This is a genomic window from Winogradskyella ouciana (assembly GCF_965284585.1).
GTDB classification, from domain to species: Bacteria; Bacteroidota; Bacteroidia; order Flavobacteriales; family Flavobacteriaceae; genus Winogradskyella; species Winogradskyella ouciana.
This window is the reverse complement of record NZ_OZ260095.1, coordinates 96,363-113,565: the sequence shown is the minus strand read 5'-3', so window position 1 is coordinate 113,565 and position 17,203 is coordinate 96,363. Positions and strand designations below refer to the sequence as shown.

Sequence of the window (17,203 nt, the reverse complement as noted above, 5' to 3'; positions counted from 1 at the left end):
ATAGTATTAAACACTCAACTTTGATAACTAAGGGACAACTAAGAGTAAAACGTACATTTGATGTCATTTTAGCTTCGCTATTATTACCTTTTTTAATTATTCCTATTTTGGTTATTACCATTGCCGCAACAATTGATACAAAAAGGCATGGTATATTCTCACAATTGCGGGTTGGACAACACGGTAAGTTGTTTAAAATTTATAAGATTAGAACACTAAGAGAAGAGGAACATAGATTGGGTCACTTGGAGAAGAGCGCTACAGCTCTGGGAAAATACCTTAGGAGAACAAAACTAGATGAACTTCCACAACTTTTTAATGTACTTAAAGGTGATATGAGTTTCGTTGGCCCAAGACCAGACGTTCAGGGTTTTGCAGATGAATTAAAAGGTGAAGATCGGATAATTTTAAAGGTAAAACCTGGTATAACTGGCGAAGCTACAATTAAATACAAGGACGAAGAGCGTGTATTAGAACGACAAAAAGACCCAGAACACTACAATAGAACGATTATTTGGGTAGATAAAGTGAAAATCAACAAAAACTACGTTAAGAATTACAGTTTTTATTTAGATTTGAGGCTCATTTTAAAATCTACTTTAAACAAATGACACATTCTGAAGACAAAATTGCAATCATAGGATTAGGTTATGTCGGTTTGCCCCTTGCCGTAGAATTTGCAAAACAATTCTTCGTCGTTGGTTTTGATATCAACAAGCAGCGAATCAGTGAGTTAAATTCTGGTGTTGACAAAACACTTGAAGTTGAGGATGACAACCTCAAATCTGTTTTAACTACAGATCTAAACGCAAATAAAGGACTTTACATCACAGATGATTTAGAAGCATTATCTGTCGCAAACGTATATATCATTACAGTACCAACACCAACAGATGCTCTAAACAAACCTGTGTTTACTCCGCTTATAAAAGCAAGTGAAACCGTAGGTAAAGCTATGGATAAAGGCGATATTGTAATTTATGAATCTACTGTGTATCCCGGAGCTACTGAAGATATTTGTATCCCAGTTGTGGAAAGTACGTCTGGTTTAGTCTATAACAAAGATTTTTACGCAGGTTATTCGCCAGAGCGTATCAATCCGGGAGATAAGCATCATACAGTTACCAAAATTTTAAAAGTAACTTCTGGTTCTACTCCAGAAATTGCTAAGAAAATAGATGATTTATACAAAACTGTAATCACAGCTGGTACGCACTTAGCACCATCTATTAAAGTAGCTGAAGCGGCTAAAGTGATTGAAAATTCGCAACGCGATATTAACATTGCTTTCGTCAATGAATTATCAAAAATCTTTAGACTTTTGGATATAGACACTAAAGCGGTTTTAGAAGCTGCTGGTACTAAATGGAACTTTTTAAAATTCTCACCTGGTTTGGTTGGTGGTCACTGTATAGGAGTTGATCCTTATTATTTAGCTCAAAAAGCTATAGAATCTGGTTACAATCCAGAAATCATATTAGCTGGTCGAAAAATGAACGACAGTATGGGAAGCTACGTTGCTACCGAAACTGTTAAGATGATGATTAAAAAAGGAGCTACAATTAAAGGCTCTAACGCTTTGGTTTTAGGTATTACGTTTAAGGAAAATTGCCCTGATATTAGAAACTCTAGAGTTATAGATATCATTGAAGAATTGCAGTCTTACCATGTTAATGTAGATGTTTACGATCCTTGGGCTTCTAAGGAAGAAGTAAAGCATGAGTATAGTCTAGATTTAAAATCGTCAATGACAGATTTAAAATCCGACTATGATGCCATAATTTTAGCAGTGTCTCATAATGAGTTTTTAGAAATTTCCTTAGACAGCTTAAAATCTGATAAATGTGTGACTTTCGATGTTAAATCGTTATTACCACGAGATACCGTTGACGCACGTTTATAAACCAAATCCCCTACAATTATGTACTCAAATCCGCATCATACAGAAGATCTTTCTGAGTTAAGTTTTTTAATCACAGGAGGTGGAGGCTTTATAGGCTCTAACCTTGTAGAATACCTTTTAAAATACAATGCTAAGAAAGTAAGAGTGTTGGATAATTTTTCTAATGGTCATCGTAAGAATTTAACTGAATTTCATGATAACCCTGCTTTTGAATTAATAGAAGGTGATATACGAGATTTAGACACCTGTAAAAAGGCTATGGACGGAATAGATTACGTCTCCCATCAAGCCGCTTTAGGTTCGGTGCCACGTTCTATTAACGATCCGGCAACAACTAACGAAGTTAACATTTCTGGGTTTTTAAATATGATGATTGCACTTAAAGACAGCCCAACGGTAAAACGTATGGTGTATGCAGCATCAAGTTCAACTTATGGTGATAGTAAATCTTTACCAAAAGTAGAAGATACCATTGGTAAGCCTTTATCTCCTTATGCCGTAACAAAGTACGTAAACGAATTATATGCAGACGTTTTTGGCACAACCTACGATACTGATGTTATTGGCTTAAGGTACTTTAATGTGTTTGGGCCAAAACAAAGTCCTGATGGTGCTTATGCAGCGGTAATTCCTTTGTTTATGCAGGCTTTAAAAGATAATGAGCCATCAAGAATCAATGGTGATGGAGAGCAAACGCGCGATTTCACCTTTATAGATAACGTTGTACAAGCTAACGTTAAAGGCTTTTTCGCTTCCAAAGACGCAAAAAACGAAGTGTTTAATGTGGCATGTGGAGAAAGAATAACGATAAATTACCTATGGGAGTCGTTGCGTATTGCAGCAAACTCTGAGTTAAAAGCGGTATACGGACCACCAAGACAAGGTGATGTAAGAGATTCTTTGGCCAACATTTCTAAAGCGGAAAAACTTCTTGGCTATAAACCTCAATATACCGTAAGGGAAGGCCTAAAAATTACATGGGATCACTTCAATTAAAAGAAGAAATCACCTGTTCTTTATGATCAAAATTCCGAATAAATAGTATATTAGCGTGACTAATTAAAACGCGCTACATTGTCAGATAATAAGGAAGGTGAATGGCTTTATACCATCTCTGCAAAGAGAAAACTCATCGACTTTAATTTTAAGGAGATTTGGCGTTATAGAGATTTACTGATCTTGTTTGTAAAACGAGATATTGTAACGCTTTACAAGCAGACGATACTCGGTCCGCTTTGGTACCTTATACAGCCTTTATTTACATCAGTAATTTTTACTTTGGTTTTTAATAATCTCGGAGATATTAAAACTGGAGGTATTCCACCATTTTTATTCAATTTGGCAGGTATTACAGCATGGAATTATTTTAAGGACTGCCTAACAAACACGTCTAATACATTTACCAAAAACCAAGGTATTTTTGGCAAGGTCTATTTTCCAAGGGTTATTTTACCTATGTCTATTACGGTTTCCAACCTTTTAAAATTTGGTATTCAGTTATTGATATTTTTAGGCTTTTTTGTCTATTATAAAGCTTCAGGATTCAATGTTGGCATCAATAATTACATCGTGTTATTTCCGGTTTATGTTATTATAATGGGAATGTTCGGTTTGGGTTTGGGAATGATTTTTTCGTCCTTAACCACCAAATACAGAGACATAACGGTATTATTAAATTTCGCTGTACAGCTTTTAATGTATCTCTCTGCAGTGCCTTACCCAATGTCTGAAGCCAAAGCCAAGTTTCCACCATTGGTAGCCAAGATTGTAGAATATAATCCTGTAACACAAATTATAGAAGGTTTTAGGCACATGCTATTAGATATTGGGGATTTTACCCTCAACCGTTTTTTATATACCTTGTTTATCAGTGTTATTGTATTTTTAATTGGTCTGGTTATTTTTAATAGAACAGAAAAATCGTTTATAGATACCGTTTAGATATGTCTAATGTAATTTTAAAGGTAGAAAATATAAGCAAACAATACAGACTTGGTCTTGTTGGCACAGGTACGCTGAGTCATGATCTAAAACGGTGGTTTTATAAAATAAGAGGCAAGGAAGACCCTTTTTTAAAAATTGGTGACACTAATGATAGAAGCAAGGAAGCAGAGAGCGATTATTTTTGGGCCATTAAGGATATTAATTTTGAAGTAGAACAAGGCGAAGTGCTAGGTATCATAGGTAAGAATGGTGCAGGTAAATCTACCTTGCTAAAAATATTATCTCGAGTAACCAGCCCAACTACAGGAGAAATAAAAACCAAAGGACGTATAGCGTCCTTGCTTGAGGTGGGTACGGGTTTTCATCCAGAACTTACAGGAAAAGAAAATATTTATCTCAATGGTGCCATTTTGGGTATGACTAAGGCGGAGATAAAAGCCAAAGAACAAGAGATTATAGAATTTTCTGGTTGCGAGCGCTATATAGACACACCAGTAAAACGTTATAGCTCTGGTATGCGTGTACGTTTGGCATTTGCAGTTGCAGCATTTTTAGAACCCGATATTTTGGTCGTAGATGAGGTATTGGCCGTTGGTGATGCAGAGTTTCAAAAAAAGGCCATTGGTAAAATGCAAGATATCTCTAAAGGAGATGGGAGAACGGTGTTGTTTGTGAGTCATGATATGAATGCTATTTCAATATTAACAAATAGAGTTATATTATTGAAAAACGGTAATATCGCTTTTGAAGGGGACACGGATGAAGCTATAAAGGAATATCTAAAAGGCGATAGTAATCAACTATATTATCAATATTCTGGTGAACTCAATAAACCTAAGATTTTAAATGCTAGAATTGAAACTAGTTTGCCTAACAATGTTCATGAATTTGGTAAACCTATTAAGTTTAAATTTACTATTCATCTACCTTATAATATAGAGAATCTTGCATTGTCGTTTCAAATTATAGATGAATATAATATTCCTATAACTCATTCTTGGATTTTTGATGACGATAATGATAAAAAAAGACAAAAAGGTCAATATACATTTATTGCTGAATATTCTGAGCCAAAAATATATTTTGGAAATTATTCATTAATGGTTCATTTTTCTAATTCAAAGACAAAAGAGAAATTTGATTTCTTGGATTCAGTTTGCCACTTTAAGGTCGAAATGATGAAGACTACAAGGTCTCAATATAAATGGCAAAAGAATGCTTGTAAATATATAGAAGATGTAAAATGGGAAGTATTTAATAATTGATAGCATGGAAAGCATAAAAAAAAGGATAAAAAGGAAGATTTTTAATAAATATTTTAGGGAGTATAAAAAAGCTGGACATAACAATAACTACTCTGATTTTACAAAAGAAGAATTAGGTATTATTGAAAGAGTAAACCCTTACACTATGACTACACCTGAAAGAATAGTTAGTTTAACTAGGTCAATAAGCTATATTGATATTAATAATATTGAAGGTAGTATAGTAGAATGTGGTGTTTGGAAAGGAGGTAGTATTATGGCAGCTTTATTAGCGCTAGAAAGTAAAAACAGGAATATTTATTTATACGATACATTTGAGGGCATGAGTGAGCCGACTGAAGAAGATAAGTCCTATAGAAATGAGTCTGCTCAAAGTGCTTATTTGAATAAAGATGAATATTGGAAACGTATAGAGTGTTTCTCTGCGTTGGAGGAAGTCAAAGAAAATGTCAGTAGTATAGGTTATCCAAAAGATAAAATCAATTTCATTCAGGGAAAAGTTGAAGATACAATTCCAAAAAATATTCCAGATAAAATAGCCCTTTTGAGATTAGATACGGATTGGTATGAGTCAACAATGCACGAAATGATACATTTATTTCCGAGATTAGTGAAAGGCGGTGTGATAATAATTGATGATTATGGTCATTGGAAAGGATGTAAGAAAGCTGTGGATGAGTACATTTCCAAAAATAATATTCAGCTATTATTAAATAGGATAGACTATACAGGAAGGGTTGGGGTTAAGCTTTAAAATGAAAGATTTTACTAACATTGAACTAAACAAAAGCAATCTAGATATATACTTCGTTCGTAAGTCCATATTAGAGGCACTGTCAATGAATATGGATTTTTTCCACGGTGAAATGCTAGACATAGGCTGTGGTAAAATGCCTTATAAAAATTATATTTTACAAAATTCTGAAGTAACTAAGTATGTTGGTCTAGATATTGAATCTGCAATTATTTATGATAAAGATGTTAAACCTGATTATAAATGGGATGGCATTACTATGCCATTTGAGAATGAAAGTTTTGACTGTGCATTCGGGACAGAGGTATTAGAACATTGCCCAGAACCAGAAATAGTTCTTAAGGAGGTGAACCGTATTTTAAAACCAAATGGTATATTTTTTTTTACAGTTCCTTTCTTATGGAATTTGCACGAAGTGCCAAATGATGAATATCGATATACTCCATTTTCCTTAGAGCGCCATTTAAAAAATAGTGGGTTTTCAGATATTACGATCAAGTCTACTGGAGGTTGGCATGCATCTATGGCGCAAATGTTAGGTTTATGGGTGCGACGAAGTCCTATGCCTAAAAGAAAGCGTCAAGTTTTGTCTGTAATTCTCAAACCTCTAATAGCCTATTTGATTAAGTCCGATAAACCAGAGGCAATTCAGTTTAAAGAGGGTCAAATGATAACTAGTCTGTATGGTGTTGTTAAAAAATAAGCTATGAACATTGCAATCTTTTCTCCTAATAAAAATCCGTATTCCGAGACATTTATTCAGGCACATAAAAATTATCTAAAAGGCAATGTGTCTTATTATTATGGACATATTGGGAGTATAAAATTAGAAGGTACAGAAAGGCTAGTGTCTAAAACATTAGAGTTTCGTTTTAGGTTGGCACGTATGTTAAGTAACTCGCCCTATGCTTATGTTAACCAAAAATCAATATTAAAATCTTTAAAGCAAAATAAAATTGATGTTGCACTCATAGAATATGGTACCCATGCCTATAGCTTAATAAGCATCCTAAAATCTAGTAAAATACCATTTGTAGTTCACTTTCATGGATACGATGCTAGTGTAAAAGGAGTTATTAGTCAATGTAATAATTATAAGGAAGTCTTTTCAAATGCGACAAGCCTCATTGCAGTTTCTAGAAAGATGGAGCAAATGTTATTAGATATTGGTTGCCCTAGAAAAAAACTTATCTACAACGTTTATGGAGCACAACCAGAGTTTGAAAGCGTTATACCAACCTTTGCAAAAAAACAATTCATTGCTATTGGTCGTTTCACCGATAAAAAAGCTCCTTATTATACCATTATGGCATTTAAAGAGATTGCGGACAAGTTCCCAGATGCTAAATTACTAATAGCTGGTGACGGTTTACTTCTTAATATGTGCGAAAATTTGGTGAAGCATTATCAGTTAGAACAACAAGTTGATTTCTTGGGTGTTATAAAACCAGAAGAGTATAAAAAGATATTAACAGATTCATTGGCATTTGTTCAACACTCAATAACTGCCAAAAGTGGTGATATGGAAGGCACACCTGTAGCAGTTTTAGAAGCAAGTGTAGCAGGTTTGCCAGTTATAGCTACTAAGCATGCAGGTATAATTGATGTTATTAAACATGGAGAAACAGGTCTACTGTGTGATGAACATGATGTAGCTGCAATGTCTGATCATATGATGAAAGTGTTGAGCAATATTGAATTTGCTAAGCAAATGGGTTCTAATGGTAAAAAACATATTAAACAGTTCTATAGTTTAGATAGGCATATAAATGCTTTGCAGAAAACATTAAATGAAGCTGTAAGCAAAGATTGTTGATTCTACATTGTAAATTAGACAAGTAAAAAGTTGTCCATGCCAAAACAAGCACTCGTTTCTATTATCATCCCAACCTTTAACCGTGCAGATTTAATAGGGGAGACTTTAGATTCTATTTTGGCTCAAACCTATAGAAACTGGGAATGTATGGTAGTTGATGATGGAAGTAAGGATGACACTAAGGTGTTGGTGGATTCTTATAACTCTAAAGACAGTAGAATTAGATATTATCAAAGACCAAACGACTATTCACCAGGCGGAAATGGTGCCAGAAATTATGGGTTTACAGCAAGTAAAGGAGACTATATACAGTGGTTTGATGATGATGATGTTATGTTAGAGCATTTCTTGGAAGAAAAAATAAACGCTTTTAACGATGCTACAGATTTAGTGATATGTTCTAGCACAAAAGTTGATAGTGAATTAGTTAAAATTGAAGATATAGATTTAAGAATAAGGGATAACCTTTACAAAGACTATGTGTTATGGCAATTTAAGATAGTGACCAATAATGTACTTTTTAAAAGAAGTTTTCTGCAAAACAAAGACCTCTTTAATTCCAAAATCCTAAGAGGACAAGAATCTGATTTTTTTTCGAGATTGTTCTTTAATCTTCAAAATGAACAATTTAAAATAATAAACAAACCGCTGTTTTTGTATAGACAACATGCGTCAACAAAAACCAAGGCTAATGAAGACTATGTTTCTCGCTATAAGACCTCAGAAATTTATATCGCTTCTGAGCATTTAAAAAGAGCGGTTTTGCTAAATGATAAAGAGCTTATTCAGTATTTTTATAGGCAGTTAATCCATTTTTTCTTCAGAGCTTTACATCATAAGGATATTAAAAACGCCAAATCTGCTTTGGTCTCTGTAACTAAAACTTTAAAACCTATTAATAGGAGGTTAGTTGTTCAATTACAAATAGTTGGATCTGTTTTTTTATTAATGAAAAGAGGTATTTATAAAGTAGAAGCTTATTTTAAATCGTATAACATTTAGTTTATGTCTTACACACCTTTAGTTTCTATAATTATCCCAACCTTTAATAGGTGTCAGTATATTGGCGAAGCTTTAGATAGTATCATAGCGCAAACTTACACCAATTGGGAGTGTATTGTGGTAGATGATGGCAGTACGGACAACACAGCGGCAATTCTAAAGGAGTATTGTAATCGCGATTCTAGAATACAATATCTGGTGAGACCAGACAACTTTCCTAAAGGCAGTAATGGTAGCCGAAATTATGGAGTGACTATAAGCAAAGGAGAGCTCATTGCTTTTAATGACGATGACGATTTTTGGTTACCGAATAAATTAGAATTGCAAGTCCCTATATTTAAACAGCATCCTGAGGCTGGTTTGGTGACAGGACATATAGAGTATGTTAACGAGAAAGGAGAGCGCTCTGGCCGTGTTATAAAGCAAAAAGGTAATCATGGTAAAGTTTTTAAGGATATATTGCTAAAAAACCGAATGTCCATGATTACTCCGGTTTTACGACGCAAAGTATTTGATAAGGTAGGTTTTTTTAATACTGATTTTAAAATTTTTGAAGATTGGGAGTTTTGGAGACGTGTAGCTTACTATTATCCGTTTTATAGTATAGACAAGGTATTGGCTTGTGTACGAAAGCACGATACCAATACCTCACTCATTGTTACTAATGATCCCTTTGAACAATATATGCGATACAAAATCTTAAATAAAGCCTTGTTAGAATGGGGAAAAGGAAGATTTACAAAGGCAGATTTAAAGTTAATTGAAAAAGTATCTTGGAAACGCTATAGAAAACTATTAAAAAACCATTGTAAAGGGATGGGGCAGAAGCTACTGTTTTTTAAACAAGTTTTTGCACATTCATTTAAAGATGGGCTACAATTACTCATTTTGTTTGTTAAATACAACATATTCAATAGGTAAGTCTGTAATTAATTTATAAATTTCAACTATGTCAGAAAAGCTTACGTCAAAAGAATATTGGGAAACATATTATCACCACAATCATACCGATAGAAAGCACATTACAACAGTGTGTAGTTATTATGATGAGATGTGGGATATTTTTATTAGTTCTAAAAATAAAAAACAAAGCCTTATAGAAATAGGAGGGTTTCCTGGGCGGTATTTGGCATATCTGGCTAATCAATACCAATTAACTCCGACATGCTTAGATTACAATTCTAACACCACACAGATAGAAGGTTCTTTTAATGTGATGGATGTGGCTTCTTATAAAGTAATCCAAGAAGATTTTACGACATATAAGTCCGATAAAAAGTATGACTATGTAATGTCTAATGGGTTTATAGAGCATTTTAATGATTATGATCGCATGTTAGATTTGCATGTAGATTACATGAGTGATAATGGACGATTAATGATTATGATACCAAATATGAGAGGATATGTAAAGTTTTATAAATATATGGTGGATAGCAAAAATTTAAAGGTTCATAACCTAGAATGTATGCGCTTAAAAGTATTTAAAGATTTTGCAAAACGTCATAATCTATCGATTCTTCATTTAGGTTATTATGGAGGATTCCCTTTAGGTGTTCATCAAAAAAATAATTTATTACAAAAGTTAATACACAAAGGGCATCGTTTAATTTTTAAGTATATTCTTAACGACTGGTTAAAAAAGCATCCTTCTAGGTATTTCTCCTCTGCCATAATAGCTATTTTCGAAAAACAATAATTTAATGTGTGGATTTGTAGGCGAGTTTACCTTCAACAAAGGGCAGATAACTAAAGCGGATACGTTTAAGGATATTTTAAACCTATCTCAGCATCGTGGACCGGATTATTCAGATATAATTACCGATTCTGGTTTTCAGTTGGGTTTTAATCGGTTAGCTATTTTAGATACCTCACCAAAAGGTAATCAGCCAAAGCAGAGTCCTAATGGACGCTATTATGTTGTATTTAATGGCGAGATTTATAACTATAAAGAACTTTCAGAAACCTATAACCTCACAGATTTAAAATCGAGTTCAGATACAGAGGTGCTCACTCACTTATTAGATACATTGGGAGTAGATAAAACCATAAGTCTTCTAAACGGTATGTTTGCCATCGCCATAATAGATACAAAAAACGACTGTATGTACTTGACTAGAGATTTTGCAGGTATAAAACCGTTGTTTTATGGTATAGCTTCAGACGGAGTCGTGATGGCATCGCAATTTAATCAGGTATATATACATCCTTGGTTTAGTAACACGCTTAGGTTGCTTCCGGAGATGGTGAAAACCTATTTTGGTTTTGGCTATATGCAAGCGCCACATACGGTTTATGATTCTATTTTTCAAGTTAATCCAGGTGAGATTTTAAAAATACAAAGAGACAGAACTGTTAGTAGAAAAACAATCACCACTTTTAACAAGGTGCAAGAAGATCATTCTATGCCTAAGGCAGAACTGTCTTCCGTTTTAAAATCTGCAGTATCTAAACAGTTGGTTAGTGATGTGCCTTTGGCTACTTTTTTAAGTGGTGGTATAGACAGTCCATTGATCAGCGCTTATGCCAAAAAACATATAGATAATATTGAAGCCTTTACCTTAAAGGTGACGAATTCAAAATTTAACGAGAGCGATATTGCTAAGGCTTATGCAGAACACCTCAATATAAAACAGCATATCGTTACAGTAAAGGAAACGGATTTGCTATCTGAAATAGATACACATTTTAAAGCCTTTTCGGAGCCTTTTGGTGATTATTCCAGTATCCCAACCTACGTCATTTCCAAAGAGGCTAAGAAGAAGCATACCGTAATGTTATCTGGCGATGGTGGTGACGAATTGTTTTTTGGATACCCAAGAATGCTAGACATTTTACAAAAGCGTTGGTGGTTTAAGTTGCCTTATGCAATTAGAAAACAAATAGCCCAGATTACCAACAAGCTTGGGTTAACCAATACTTGGGCACCTTATTTTAAGACCCTTAACGATTTTATAGCGAATAAGCATTTAAAAATTCCAGCTCAAACACTCAATACTATTTTTCCCGAAACCTCATTTTCTTCTGAGATGGATAAGCTCTATGAGTTTGATAATAACAAAAGAACACTTTTACACCAATTGCGATTCAATGAGTTTTATGCGCATATGCAACGTGTTTTAATAAAAGTAGATCGAGCAAGTATGGCGCATAGTTTAGAGGTTAGAGTGCCTTTTTTAGATAAAAAAACCATTGCGTTTGCCTGGAAACAAAAAGGAGAATTGCAGACTAAGCAAGATTTGAAGAAAGAGCTTAAGATGTTGTTGGCTGATGAGGTGCCAGAGTCTTTAATTAATAAAAAGAAAATGGGTTTTTCAGTGCCACTAGAAGACTGGTTGCATCAGCATTTAAAAAATGATGTACTAGAGGTGGTTTTTGAAAAGCCATTTTATGGAAAAGAGGTCATTAATGTAAAAGCAGTGCAAGATTACGTCAATGATTTTTTTGACAAGAAACACAATAATGCTTGGGGAGTTTGGCATGTTTACGCATGGCAAAAGTGGTGGATTACCCATGGAGTACATCACCAGAACTAAAAAAAAGTATAATCATAACATAACTCAGTTTTGAGTTAGTGAAGCTATCTGTATTTATTATATTAGCGTTACTATTATGAATGTATTAGAAACTCCAATTTTACCCACAAAACACAGGTACGCCAAAAATCAACAGCCTCACCAAATTCATTACGAAGCTATATGTGTTTTTGCGGCTACAGGTTTTTTTTTGGATGACGATACTTATTTTAAGGACGAAGTTTGCCTAAGACCAGGTCATAAACACACTTTTGACGACAATAACTATTTGGTAAAAAGCGAGCCTTGGTTTCATTGGCACTATACACCAAGAGATATTAGTTTTCAGCAAGCACTGGAAGAATATATCACATTACTTACAGATATTACTAAAGATTTAGTAGGAGACCATTCGGTTATATTACCATTATCCGGAGGAATAGATAGTAGGAGCCAAGCGCTTATACTTGAAGGTTTAAAAAATCCGGTACATGCCTACAGTTATTATTTTCCTGGTGGTTATCCAGAACACAAGATTAGCAAGCAAATAGCAAATGTTTGTGGTTTTACATTTGATGATTATAAAATTCCGAAAAGTTATTTATGGAACAAAATTAATGAATTGGCCCTAATGAATCGATGCTTTTCTGAGTTTACACATCCAAGACAAATGGGAGTTTTGGATGAGTTAAAACAGATGGAAGGCGTATTTTATTTAGGACATTGGGGAGATGTTCTTTTTGATAGAGGTGCGCCAGCAAATATAAGGGAATCAGAGGTTGTTGACTTGTTACTGAAAAAGATGTTAAAGCCTGGTGGTTTGGAGTTTGCACAATCTCTATGGAAGGCATGGGATTTAGAAGGCGATTTTAAATCCTACCTTATTTCTAGAATAGAAACATCACTTTCTGAAATTAAAATTGATAATATTAGTGCCAAAGTAAGAGCATTTAAAACCTCGCAATGGGCACATCGGTGGACAACAACCAACCTATGTGTTTTTGAAAATGCGCATCCGATTACGCTTCCGTATTATGAAGACAGAATGTTGGAGTTCATTTGTACCATTCCAGAAGATTATTTGGCAGGTAGAAGATTACAAATTGCACATATAAAGCAAAATAAAAAATTATCTAAAATTACATGGCACGAGCAAAAACCATTTAACCTAAACAATTATCAGTATAACAAAGCGCCATACAATTTGCCCTATAGAGTTTTTAGTAAGCTAAAAAGAGAATTCAATGCAATGCTTGGCAACCCATACATACAGCGTAATTTTGAATTACAATTGTTGGGCACAGAAAACGATAAACAGTTACAGGCATATATTTTTGATTCTGATTTCCTTAGTTTTATACCTAGGGATGTTGTGCAAGAATTTTATACTAAGTTTAAAAACACAGATACGGTTTATTATTCTACGCCAATCTCTATGATATTAACCATGTCGCTTTGGCACAAACATTTTCTGAGAAATAACGCATGAAGCTATCTGTTGTAATTCCGGTATATAATGGTGCAGAGTTTATTGAGAAGTCTTATAACTCTATATTAAATCAACAACTCACAGATTTTGAGATTATTTATGTAGATAACAATTCTAAGGATGCAACTTCAAAAAATGTTGAAGTTTTAGTAGCTAAAGATAAGCGAGTGAGATTGTTACATCAGCCAAAACAAGGAGCTGCGCCTGCACGTAATATGGGAATTAAGGCAGCAATAGGTGACTACGTTTATGTTTTTGATGTTGATGATGAAATATATCCCAATGCCTTAAATCAATTAATTTCTATTTTAGATCAGTACCCAGATGTTGAGGCTGCTTTTGGTAAAATGGTAAAATCGGACAAAGGGATTGCCCAAACACCAAAACCAACAGACGAAACAGGAGAAGTACGTATTGAAGAGCCACCATTTTGGGGATTAAATTGGTTCTCTAATTTAAAAATTGTTGTTGGGCCACCAGCATTTTTGTACCGCAAGTCTGTTTTTGATTCTATAGGTTTGTATAATGAATCTATAAAAAACAATGAGGATACGGCATTAGATATTAAATTGGGATTAACTCAGCGTATAGCATTTTTAGATACTTACGTATATCTGTACTTTAAGCATGCTGACTCTACAATAGAGCAGACCAAGCGAAAAATTCCAAGAGCTTTTATGATATGGCCACGATTGGTAAAAGAGCATATCCCTTTTTATCTAAAGCACCAAACTCCAAAAAGGTTTAAAAGTTTATTGTTCAGTCAATTGTTTCAATCTATGGGAAGACAATTGGTTTTTACCAAAGGATTTTCTAAACGGAGGTCGTTAAAGCGTCAGTTATGTAAGGATGTAGAAGATATTACAATTCCCTCAGGGATTAAACTCTTCTTAACAATATTGGTTATATTGCCACTAGAAATATTAAGGAAAGTATATGCATATTATATAGTTCCTTATGTTGTAAAGAAGCAAGTAAATTAATTTTTGTTGAAGCCAACTCACTCCATAAAATATATTTTCAGAAAACTACTGATTAATGCATTGTACCGCAGGTATGTGGCTAATAATGCTTTAATTCAAGAGGATATTGTTCAAACTCTTAAGGTTAGAGGGAGTAAAGTGCAGTCGGAATCAATTAAAAAGCAGTTTAGTCATTTAATGCTTTATTATCCGGATTATGCATTTATCTTCTTTTGGAGAATAAATAAACCCAAGTACTTTTGGAAACACATGTTTGTTAAAGACATACCTTGCAAAATTTTTGGTAATACAAAGATAGAAGGAGGTTTAATGTGTTATCATCCTTATGCTACAGTTATAAACGCCGTTTCCATTGGTAAAAATTTTCAGTTTCGTAATAGTTTAACCATTGGTAATAAAGGTAATGATAACAAACGACTTCCTATTATAGGAGATAATGTTACGGTTGGTGCCAATGTGGTGATAATCGGCGATATAACCATTGGAAATAACGTTGTTATTGGAGCAGGTTCGGTAGTTGTTAAAGATGTGCCTTCTGATTGTGTCATTGCTGGTAATCCAGCAAAAATTATTAGAAAGTTAGAGGATGGCTGAAAAAACAAAACTTCTTTTTACCATTTCTAATTTTAATACCGCAGGTAGTGGTAAAGTAGTGTACGATTTAGTTAACGGCTTAGACAAAACTAAGTTTGATATTGAAATAGCTTGTGGCAGTAATGAAGGTTCTTTCTTTGCTGTTGTAGAATCCTTAAACATACCAATACATATTTTTGAGACTAAGGCGACCTATAGGCCTTATCATAATCTATTGTTTAGAGTATGGAAGATTTCTAAATTTTATAAGAAACATCAGTATGATATTGTACATTCTTGGCAATGGAGTAGTGATTGGACGGAAGCCTTAGCCGCTAGATTAGTTGGAGTTAAATGGATGTATACTAAAAAGGCCATGGGATTTGATACTAAACACTGGCATATTAAAAGTTATCTCGCTAACTTCATTGTAACCATCAATGACGAAATGCGTAATTATTTTCCTAAAAAAAAAGCACAAGCATTAATCCCTTTGGGTATAGATACCGAATACTATAATAGTGATAAAGTTCAGAAAATCGCATTAGGAGACCCATCAAAGTTTCATATCATAACCGTTGCAAATTTAGTACCTGTGAAAGGTATTGAAGTGCTGATAAAAGCTGTTGATAAGCTCAACGATAAAACTATTGAATTAACTATATTAGGTGATTGCGATAATGAGTATGGTGAAAAAATGAAGGAGCTCACAAGATCCTTAGGATTGCAAAAACAAATTCATTTTTTAGGAAAACAACTAGATGTAAGACCTTATTTTAAATCTGCAGATTTATATATTATCCCTACCTTAAACGAAGGTAGAAAAGAAGGAATGCCAATGGCGCTAGTGGAGGCAATGAGTATGGGAGTTCCTGTTTTAGGATCTAATATTACTGGTATTAATTACGTACTAAAAGATTTTAAAAACCTATTATTTAAACCAGGAGATGCTGAAGATTTAGCCTTAAAAATAAACCAGTTTAACAGTATGGATAAGAAAAGGCGTATTGAATTGGGGCAAGACTTACGCAAGTATTGTGAAACTTACTTTACTATGGATAGTTTCATTGCTGCACACGAAAAATTATACAAAAGAATTGCAAGTGGCAGGTAGATTTAATAAACATGTTGTTGTGGTAGGCAGTGCAAGAAGTGGTACAAGTTGGTTAAGTGAGACTTTGGCCCAACCTTTTCGTTATAGAATGTTATTTGAGCCAGAGCAAGAAACGCGTACCAAAAAAGGTTACCTGTTATGCGACAAGTGGCTTGAGGAAGCGAATGATTCTATTGGGGCTCATAAATATCTAACCCAACTTTTAAAAAACAAGGTGGATTGCGATTGGATCGCTCAAAACAGTAATAGAAAATTTAAGTTGCATTTATGGCCGTTTGTACCCAAAAAGTTTATCATAAAGTTTGTACGATTTAACCTTTCGGCTTTATATATGCATAAAGTGTTTGGTGTTCCTGTGGTTCATATTATTAGAAATCCATATGATGTTATTCGCTCTCAGCAGCAGGTTAAGTTTCCTTGGCTGTATGATTTATCTCATTTTGTGAAACAAGACAAACTGGTTAATCTGATTTTAGAAGTGTTTAATTATGATATTAGAGAGTTTCATAAACTTTCGGATGTTGAGGTTTTGGCATTACGTTGGTGTATTGAAAATGTGATACCTAATGAGTTGAATAAGGACTACTCAAAAGAAGTTGAAATTGTTAGATATGAAGATTTAATACAAAATACCGATGTGTTTTATAAACTTTGTGACACATTAAAATTAGAAGCTGTGGATAATTTAGAGCAATACTATAAACAACCTTCTTCAAAGACGCATCCAAAAAGTTACACGTATAACAAAGACAACAATAAAAGCGAATTTTCAGAAGCAACTCTTGTTGAAATTAATAAAATGCTAGACGTTTTTAAAACAACCCTTTATAAAAGAAGAAATTAAT

Annotated in this window: 17 protein-coding genes; all 17 read left to right on the top strand. The window is 33.9% G+C overall.

Annotated features, from left to right (window positions below; translation table 11 throughout):
• The first annotated feature begins 20 nt into the window (after positions 1–20).
• The 17 genes from ACQ65V_RS00525 (at position 21) to ACQ65V_RS00445 (ending at position 17,202) form a co-directional block, all read left to right on the top strand.
• Positions 21–611 carry a sugar transferase gene (locus ACQ65V_RS00525; RefSeq protein WP_430466477.1) on the top strand — a complete coding sequence of 197 codons (591 nt, stop codon included), beginning with the start codon at positions 21–23 and terminating at the stop codon, positions 609–611.
• Positions 608–1,903 (top strand): nucleotide sugar dehydrogenase, encoded by a 1,296-nt coding sequence (locus tag ACQ65V_RS00520; protein WP_430466476.1) that lies wholly within the window; start codon positions 608–610, stop codon positions 1,901–1,903. The genes ACQ65V_RS00525 and ACQ65V_RS00520 overlap by 4 nt, the downstream gene beginning before the upstream one ends.
• A gap of 18 nt (positions 1,904–1,921) precedes the next feature.
• On the top strand, positions 1,922–2,899 hold the full coding sequence (locus ACQ65V_RS00515; protein WP_430466475.1) for an SDR family oxidoreductase: 978 nt from the start codon (positions 1,922–1,924) through the stop codon (positions 2,897–2,899).
• Between the two features lie 78 nt (positions 2,900–2,977).
• Entirely contained in the window at positions 2,978–3,844 is an 867-nt protein-coding gene (locus ACQ65V_RS00510) for an ABC transporter permease (RefSeq protein WP_430466474.1), read from the top strand.
• 2 nt (positions 3,845–3,846) lie between these two features.
• Positions 3,847–5,112, top strand: a complete 1,266-nt coding sequence (locus ACQ65V_RS00505) for an ABC transporter ATP-binding protein (protein ID WP_430466473.1) — start codon at positions 3,847–3,849, stop codon at positions 5,110–5,112.
• A gap of 4 nt (positions 5,113–5,116) precedes the next feature.
• A complete protein-coding gene (locus ACQ65V_RS00500; protein ID WP_430466472.1) occupies positions 5,117–5,866 on the top strand; it encodes a TylF/MycF/NovP-related O-methyltransferase in 750 nt (249 codons plus the stop codon).
• Between the two features lies 1 nt (position 5,867).
• On the top strand, positions 5,868–6,569 hold the full coding sequence (locus ACQ65V_RS00495) for a class I SAM-dependent methyltransferase (RefSeq protein WP_430466471.1): 702 nt from the start codon (positions 5,868–5,870) through the stop codon (positions 6,567–6,569).
• Positions 6,570–6,572: 3 nt separating this feature from the next.
• Positions 6,573–7,682 carry a glycosyltransferase gene (locus tag ACQ65V_RS00490; protein WP_430466470.1) on the top strand — a complete coding sequence of 370 codons (1,110 nt, stop codon included), beginning with the start codon at positions 6,573–6,575 and terminating at the stop codon, positions 7,680–7,682.
• 36 nt (positions 7,683–7,718) lie between these two features.
• Positions 7,719–8,684, top strand: a complete 966-nt coding sequence (locus ACQ65V_RS00485; protein WP_430466469.1) for a glycosyltransferase family 2 protein — start codon at positions 7,719–7,721, stop codon at positions 8,682–8,684.
• A 3-nt stretch (positions 8,685–8,687) separates the two neighbouring features.
• Positions 8,688–9,605, top strand: coding sequence for a glycosyltransferase family 2 protein (locus tag ACQ65V_RS00480; protein WP_430466468.1), 918 nt, complete (start codon positions 8,688–8,690; stop codon positions 9,603–9,605).
• Positions 9,606–9,633: 28 nt separating this feature from the next.
• Positions 9,634–10,383, top strand: a complete 750-nt coding sequence (locus ACQ65V_RS00475) for a methyltransferase domain-containing protein (protein ID WP_430466467.1) — start codon at positions 9,634–9,636, stop codon at positions 10,381–10,383.
• 4 nt (positions 10,384–10,387) lie between these two features.
• Positions 10,388–12,220, top strand: coding sequence for an asparagine synthase (glutamine-hydrolyzing) (asnB, locus tag ACQ65V_RS00470; RefSeq protein ID WP_430466466.1), 1,833 nt, complete (start codon positions 10,388–10,390; stop codon positions 12,218–12,220).
• 76 nt (positions 12,221–12,296) lie between these two features.
• Positions 12,297–13,688, top strand: a complete 1,392-nt coding sequence (locus ACQ65V_RS00465; protein WP_430466465.1) for an asparagine synthase-related protein — start codon at positions 12,297–12,299, stop codon at positions 13,686–13,688.
• Positions 13,685–14,671 carry a glycosyltransferase family 2 protein gene (locus tag ACQ65V_RS00460; protein ID WP_430466464.1) on the top strand — a complete coding sequence of 329 codons (987 nt, stop codon included), beginning with the start codon at positions 13,685–13,687 and terminating at the stop codon, positions 14,669–14,671. Before ACQ65V_RS00465 ends, ACQ65V_RS00460 begins: the two co-directional genes overlap by 4 nt.
• 6 nt (positions 14,672–14,677) lie before the next feature.
• Entirely contained in the window at positions 14,678–15,265 is a 588-nt protein-coding gene (locus tag ACQ65V_RS00455) for a serine acetyltransferase (protein WP_430466463.1), read from the top strand.
• The gene (locus tag ACQ65V_RS00450; RefSeq protein WP_430466462.1) at positions 15,258–16,358 is read left to right on the top strand and encodes a glycosyltransferase family 4 protein; all 1,101 of its coding nucleotides are present in this window, start codon (positions 15,258–15,260) and stop codon (positions 16,356–16,358) included. The genes ACQ65V_RS00455 and ACQ65V_RS00450 overlap by 8 nt, the downstream gene beginning before the upstream one ends.
• Entirely contained in the window at positions 16,348–17,202 is an 855-nt protein-coding gene (locus ACQ65V_RS00445; protein WP_430466461.1) for a sulfotransferase family protein, read from the top strand. Before ACQ65V_RS00450 ends, ACQ65V_RS00445 begins: the two co-directional genes overlap by 11 nt.
• Position 17,203: the final 1 nt, after the last annotated feature.

What these genes read in the sequence shown, in the direction of transcription:
- ACQ65V_RS00520 (WP_430466476.1), top strand. Translation starts at nt 608, where the DNA reads ATGACACATTCTGAAGACAAAATTGCAATCATAGGATTAGGTTATGTC.
- ACQ65V_RS00515 (WP_430466475.1), top strand. Translation starts at nt 1,922, where the DNA reads ATGTACTCAAATCCGCATCATACAGAAGATCTTTCTGAGTTAAGTTTT.
- ACQ65V_RS00505 (WP_430466473.1), top strand. Translation starts at nt 3,847, where the DNA reads ATGTCTAATGTAATTTTAAAGGTAGAAAATATAAGCAAACAATACAGA.
- ACQ65V_RS00500 (WP_430466472.1), top strand. Translation starts at nt 5,117, where the DNA reads ATGGAAAGCATAAAAAAAAGGATAAAAAGGAAGATTTTTAATAAATAT.
- ACQ65V_RS00495 (WP_430466471.1), top strand. Translation starts at nt 5,868, where the DNA reads ATGAAAGATTTTACTAACATTGAACTAAACAAAAGCAATCTAGATATA.
- ACQ65V_RS00490 (WP_430466470.1), top strand. Translation starts at nt 6,573, where the DNA reads ATGAACATTGCAATCTTTTCTCCTAATAAAAATCCGTATTCCGAGACA.
- ACQ65V_RS00485 (WP_430466469.1), top strand. Translation starts at nt 7,719, where the DNA reads ATGCCAAAACAAGCACTCGTTTCTATTATCATCCCAACCTTTAACCGT.
- ACQ65V_RS00480 (WP_430466468.1), top strand. Translation starts at nt 8,688, where the DNA reads ATGTCTTACACACCTTTAGTTTCTATAATTATCCCAACCTTTAATAGG.
- ACQ65V_RS00475 (WP_430466467.1), top strand. Translation starts at nt 9,634, where the DNA reads ATGTCAGAAAAGCTTACGTCAAAAGAATATTGGGAAACATATTATCAC.
- asnB (WP_430466466.1), top strand. Translation starts at nt 10,388, where the DNA reads ATGTGTGGATTTGTAGGCGAGTTTACCTTCAACAAAGGGCAGATAACT.
- ACQ65V_RS00465 (WP_430466465.1), top strand. Translation starts at nt 12,297, where the DNA reads ATGAATGTATTAGAAACTCCAATTTTACCCACAAAACACAGGTACGCC.
- ACQ65V_RS00460 (WP_430466464.1), top strand. Translation starts at nt 13,685, where the DNA reads ATGAAGCTATCTGTTGTAATTCCGGTATATAATGGTGCAGAGTTTATT.
- ACQ65V_RS00450 (WP_430466462.1), top strand. Translation starts at nt 15,258, where the DNA reads ATGGCTGAAAAAACAAAACTTCTTTTTACCATTTCTAATTTTAATACC.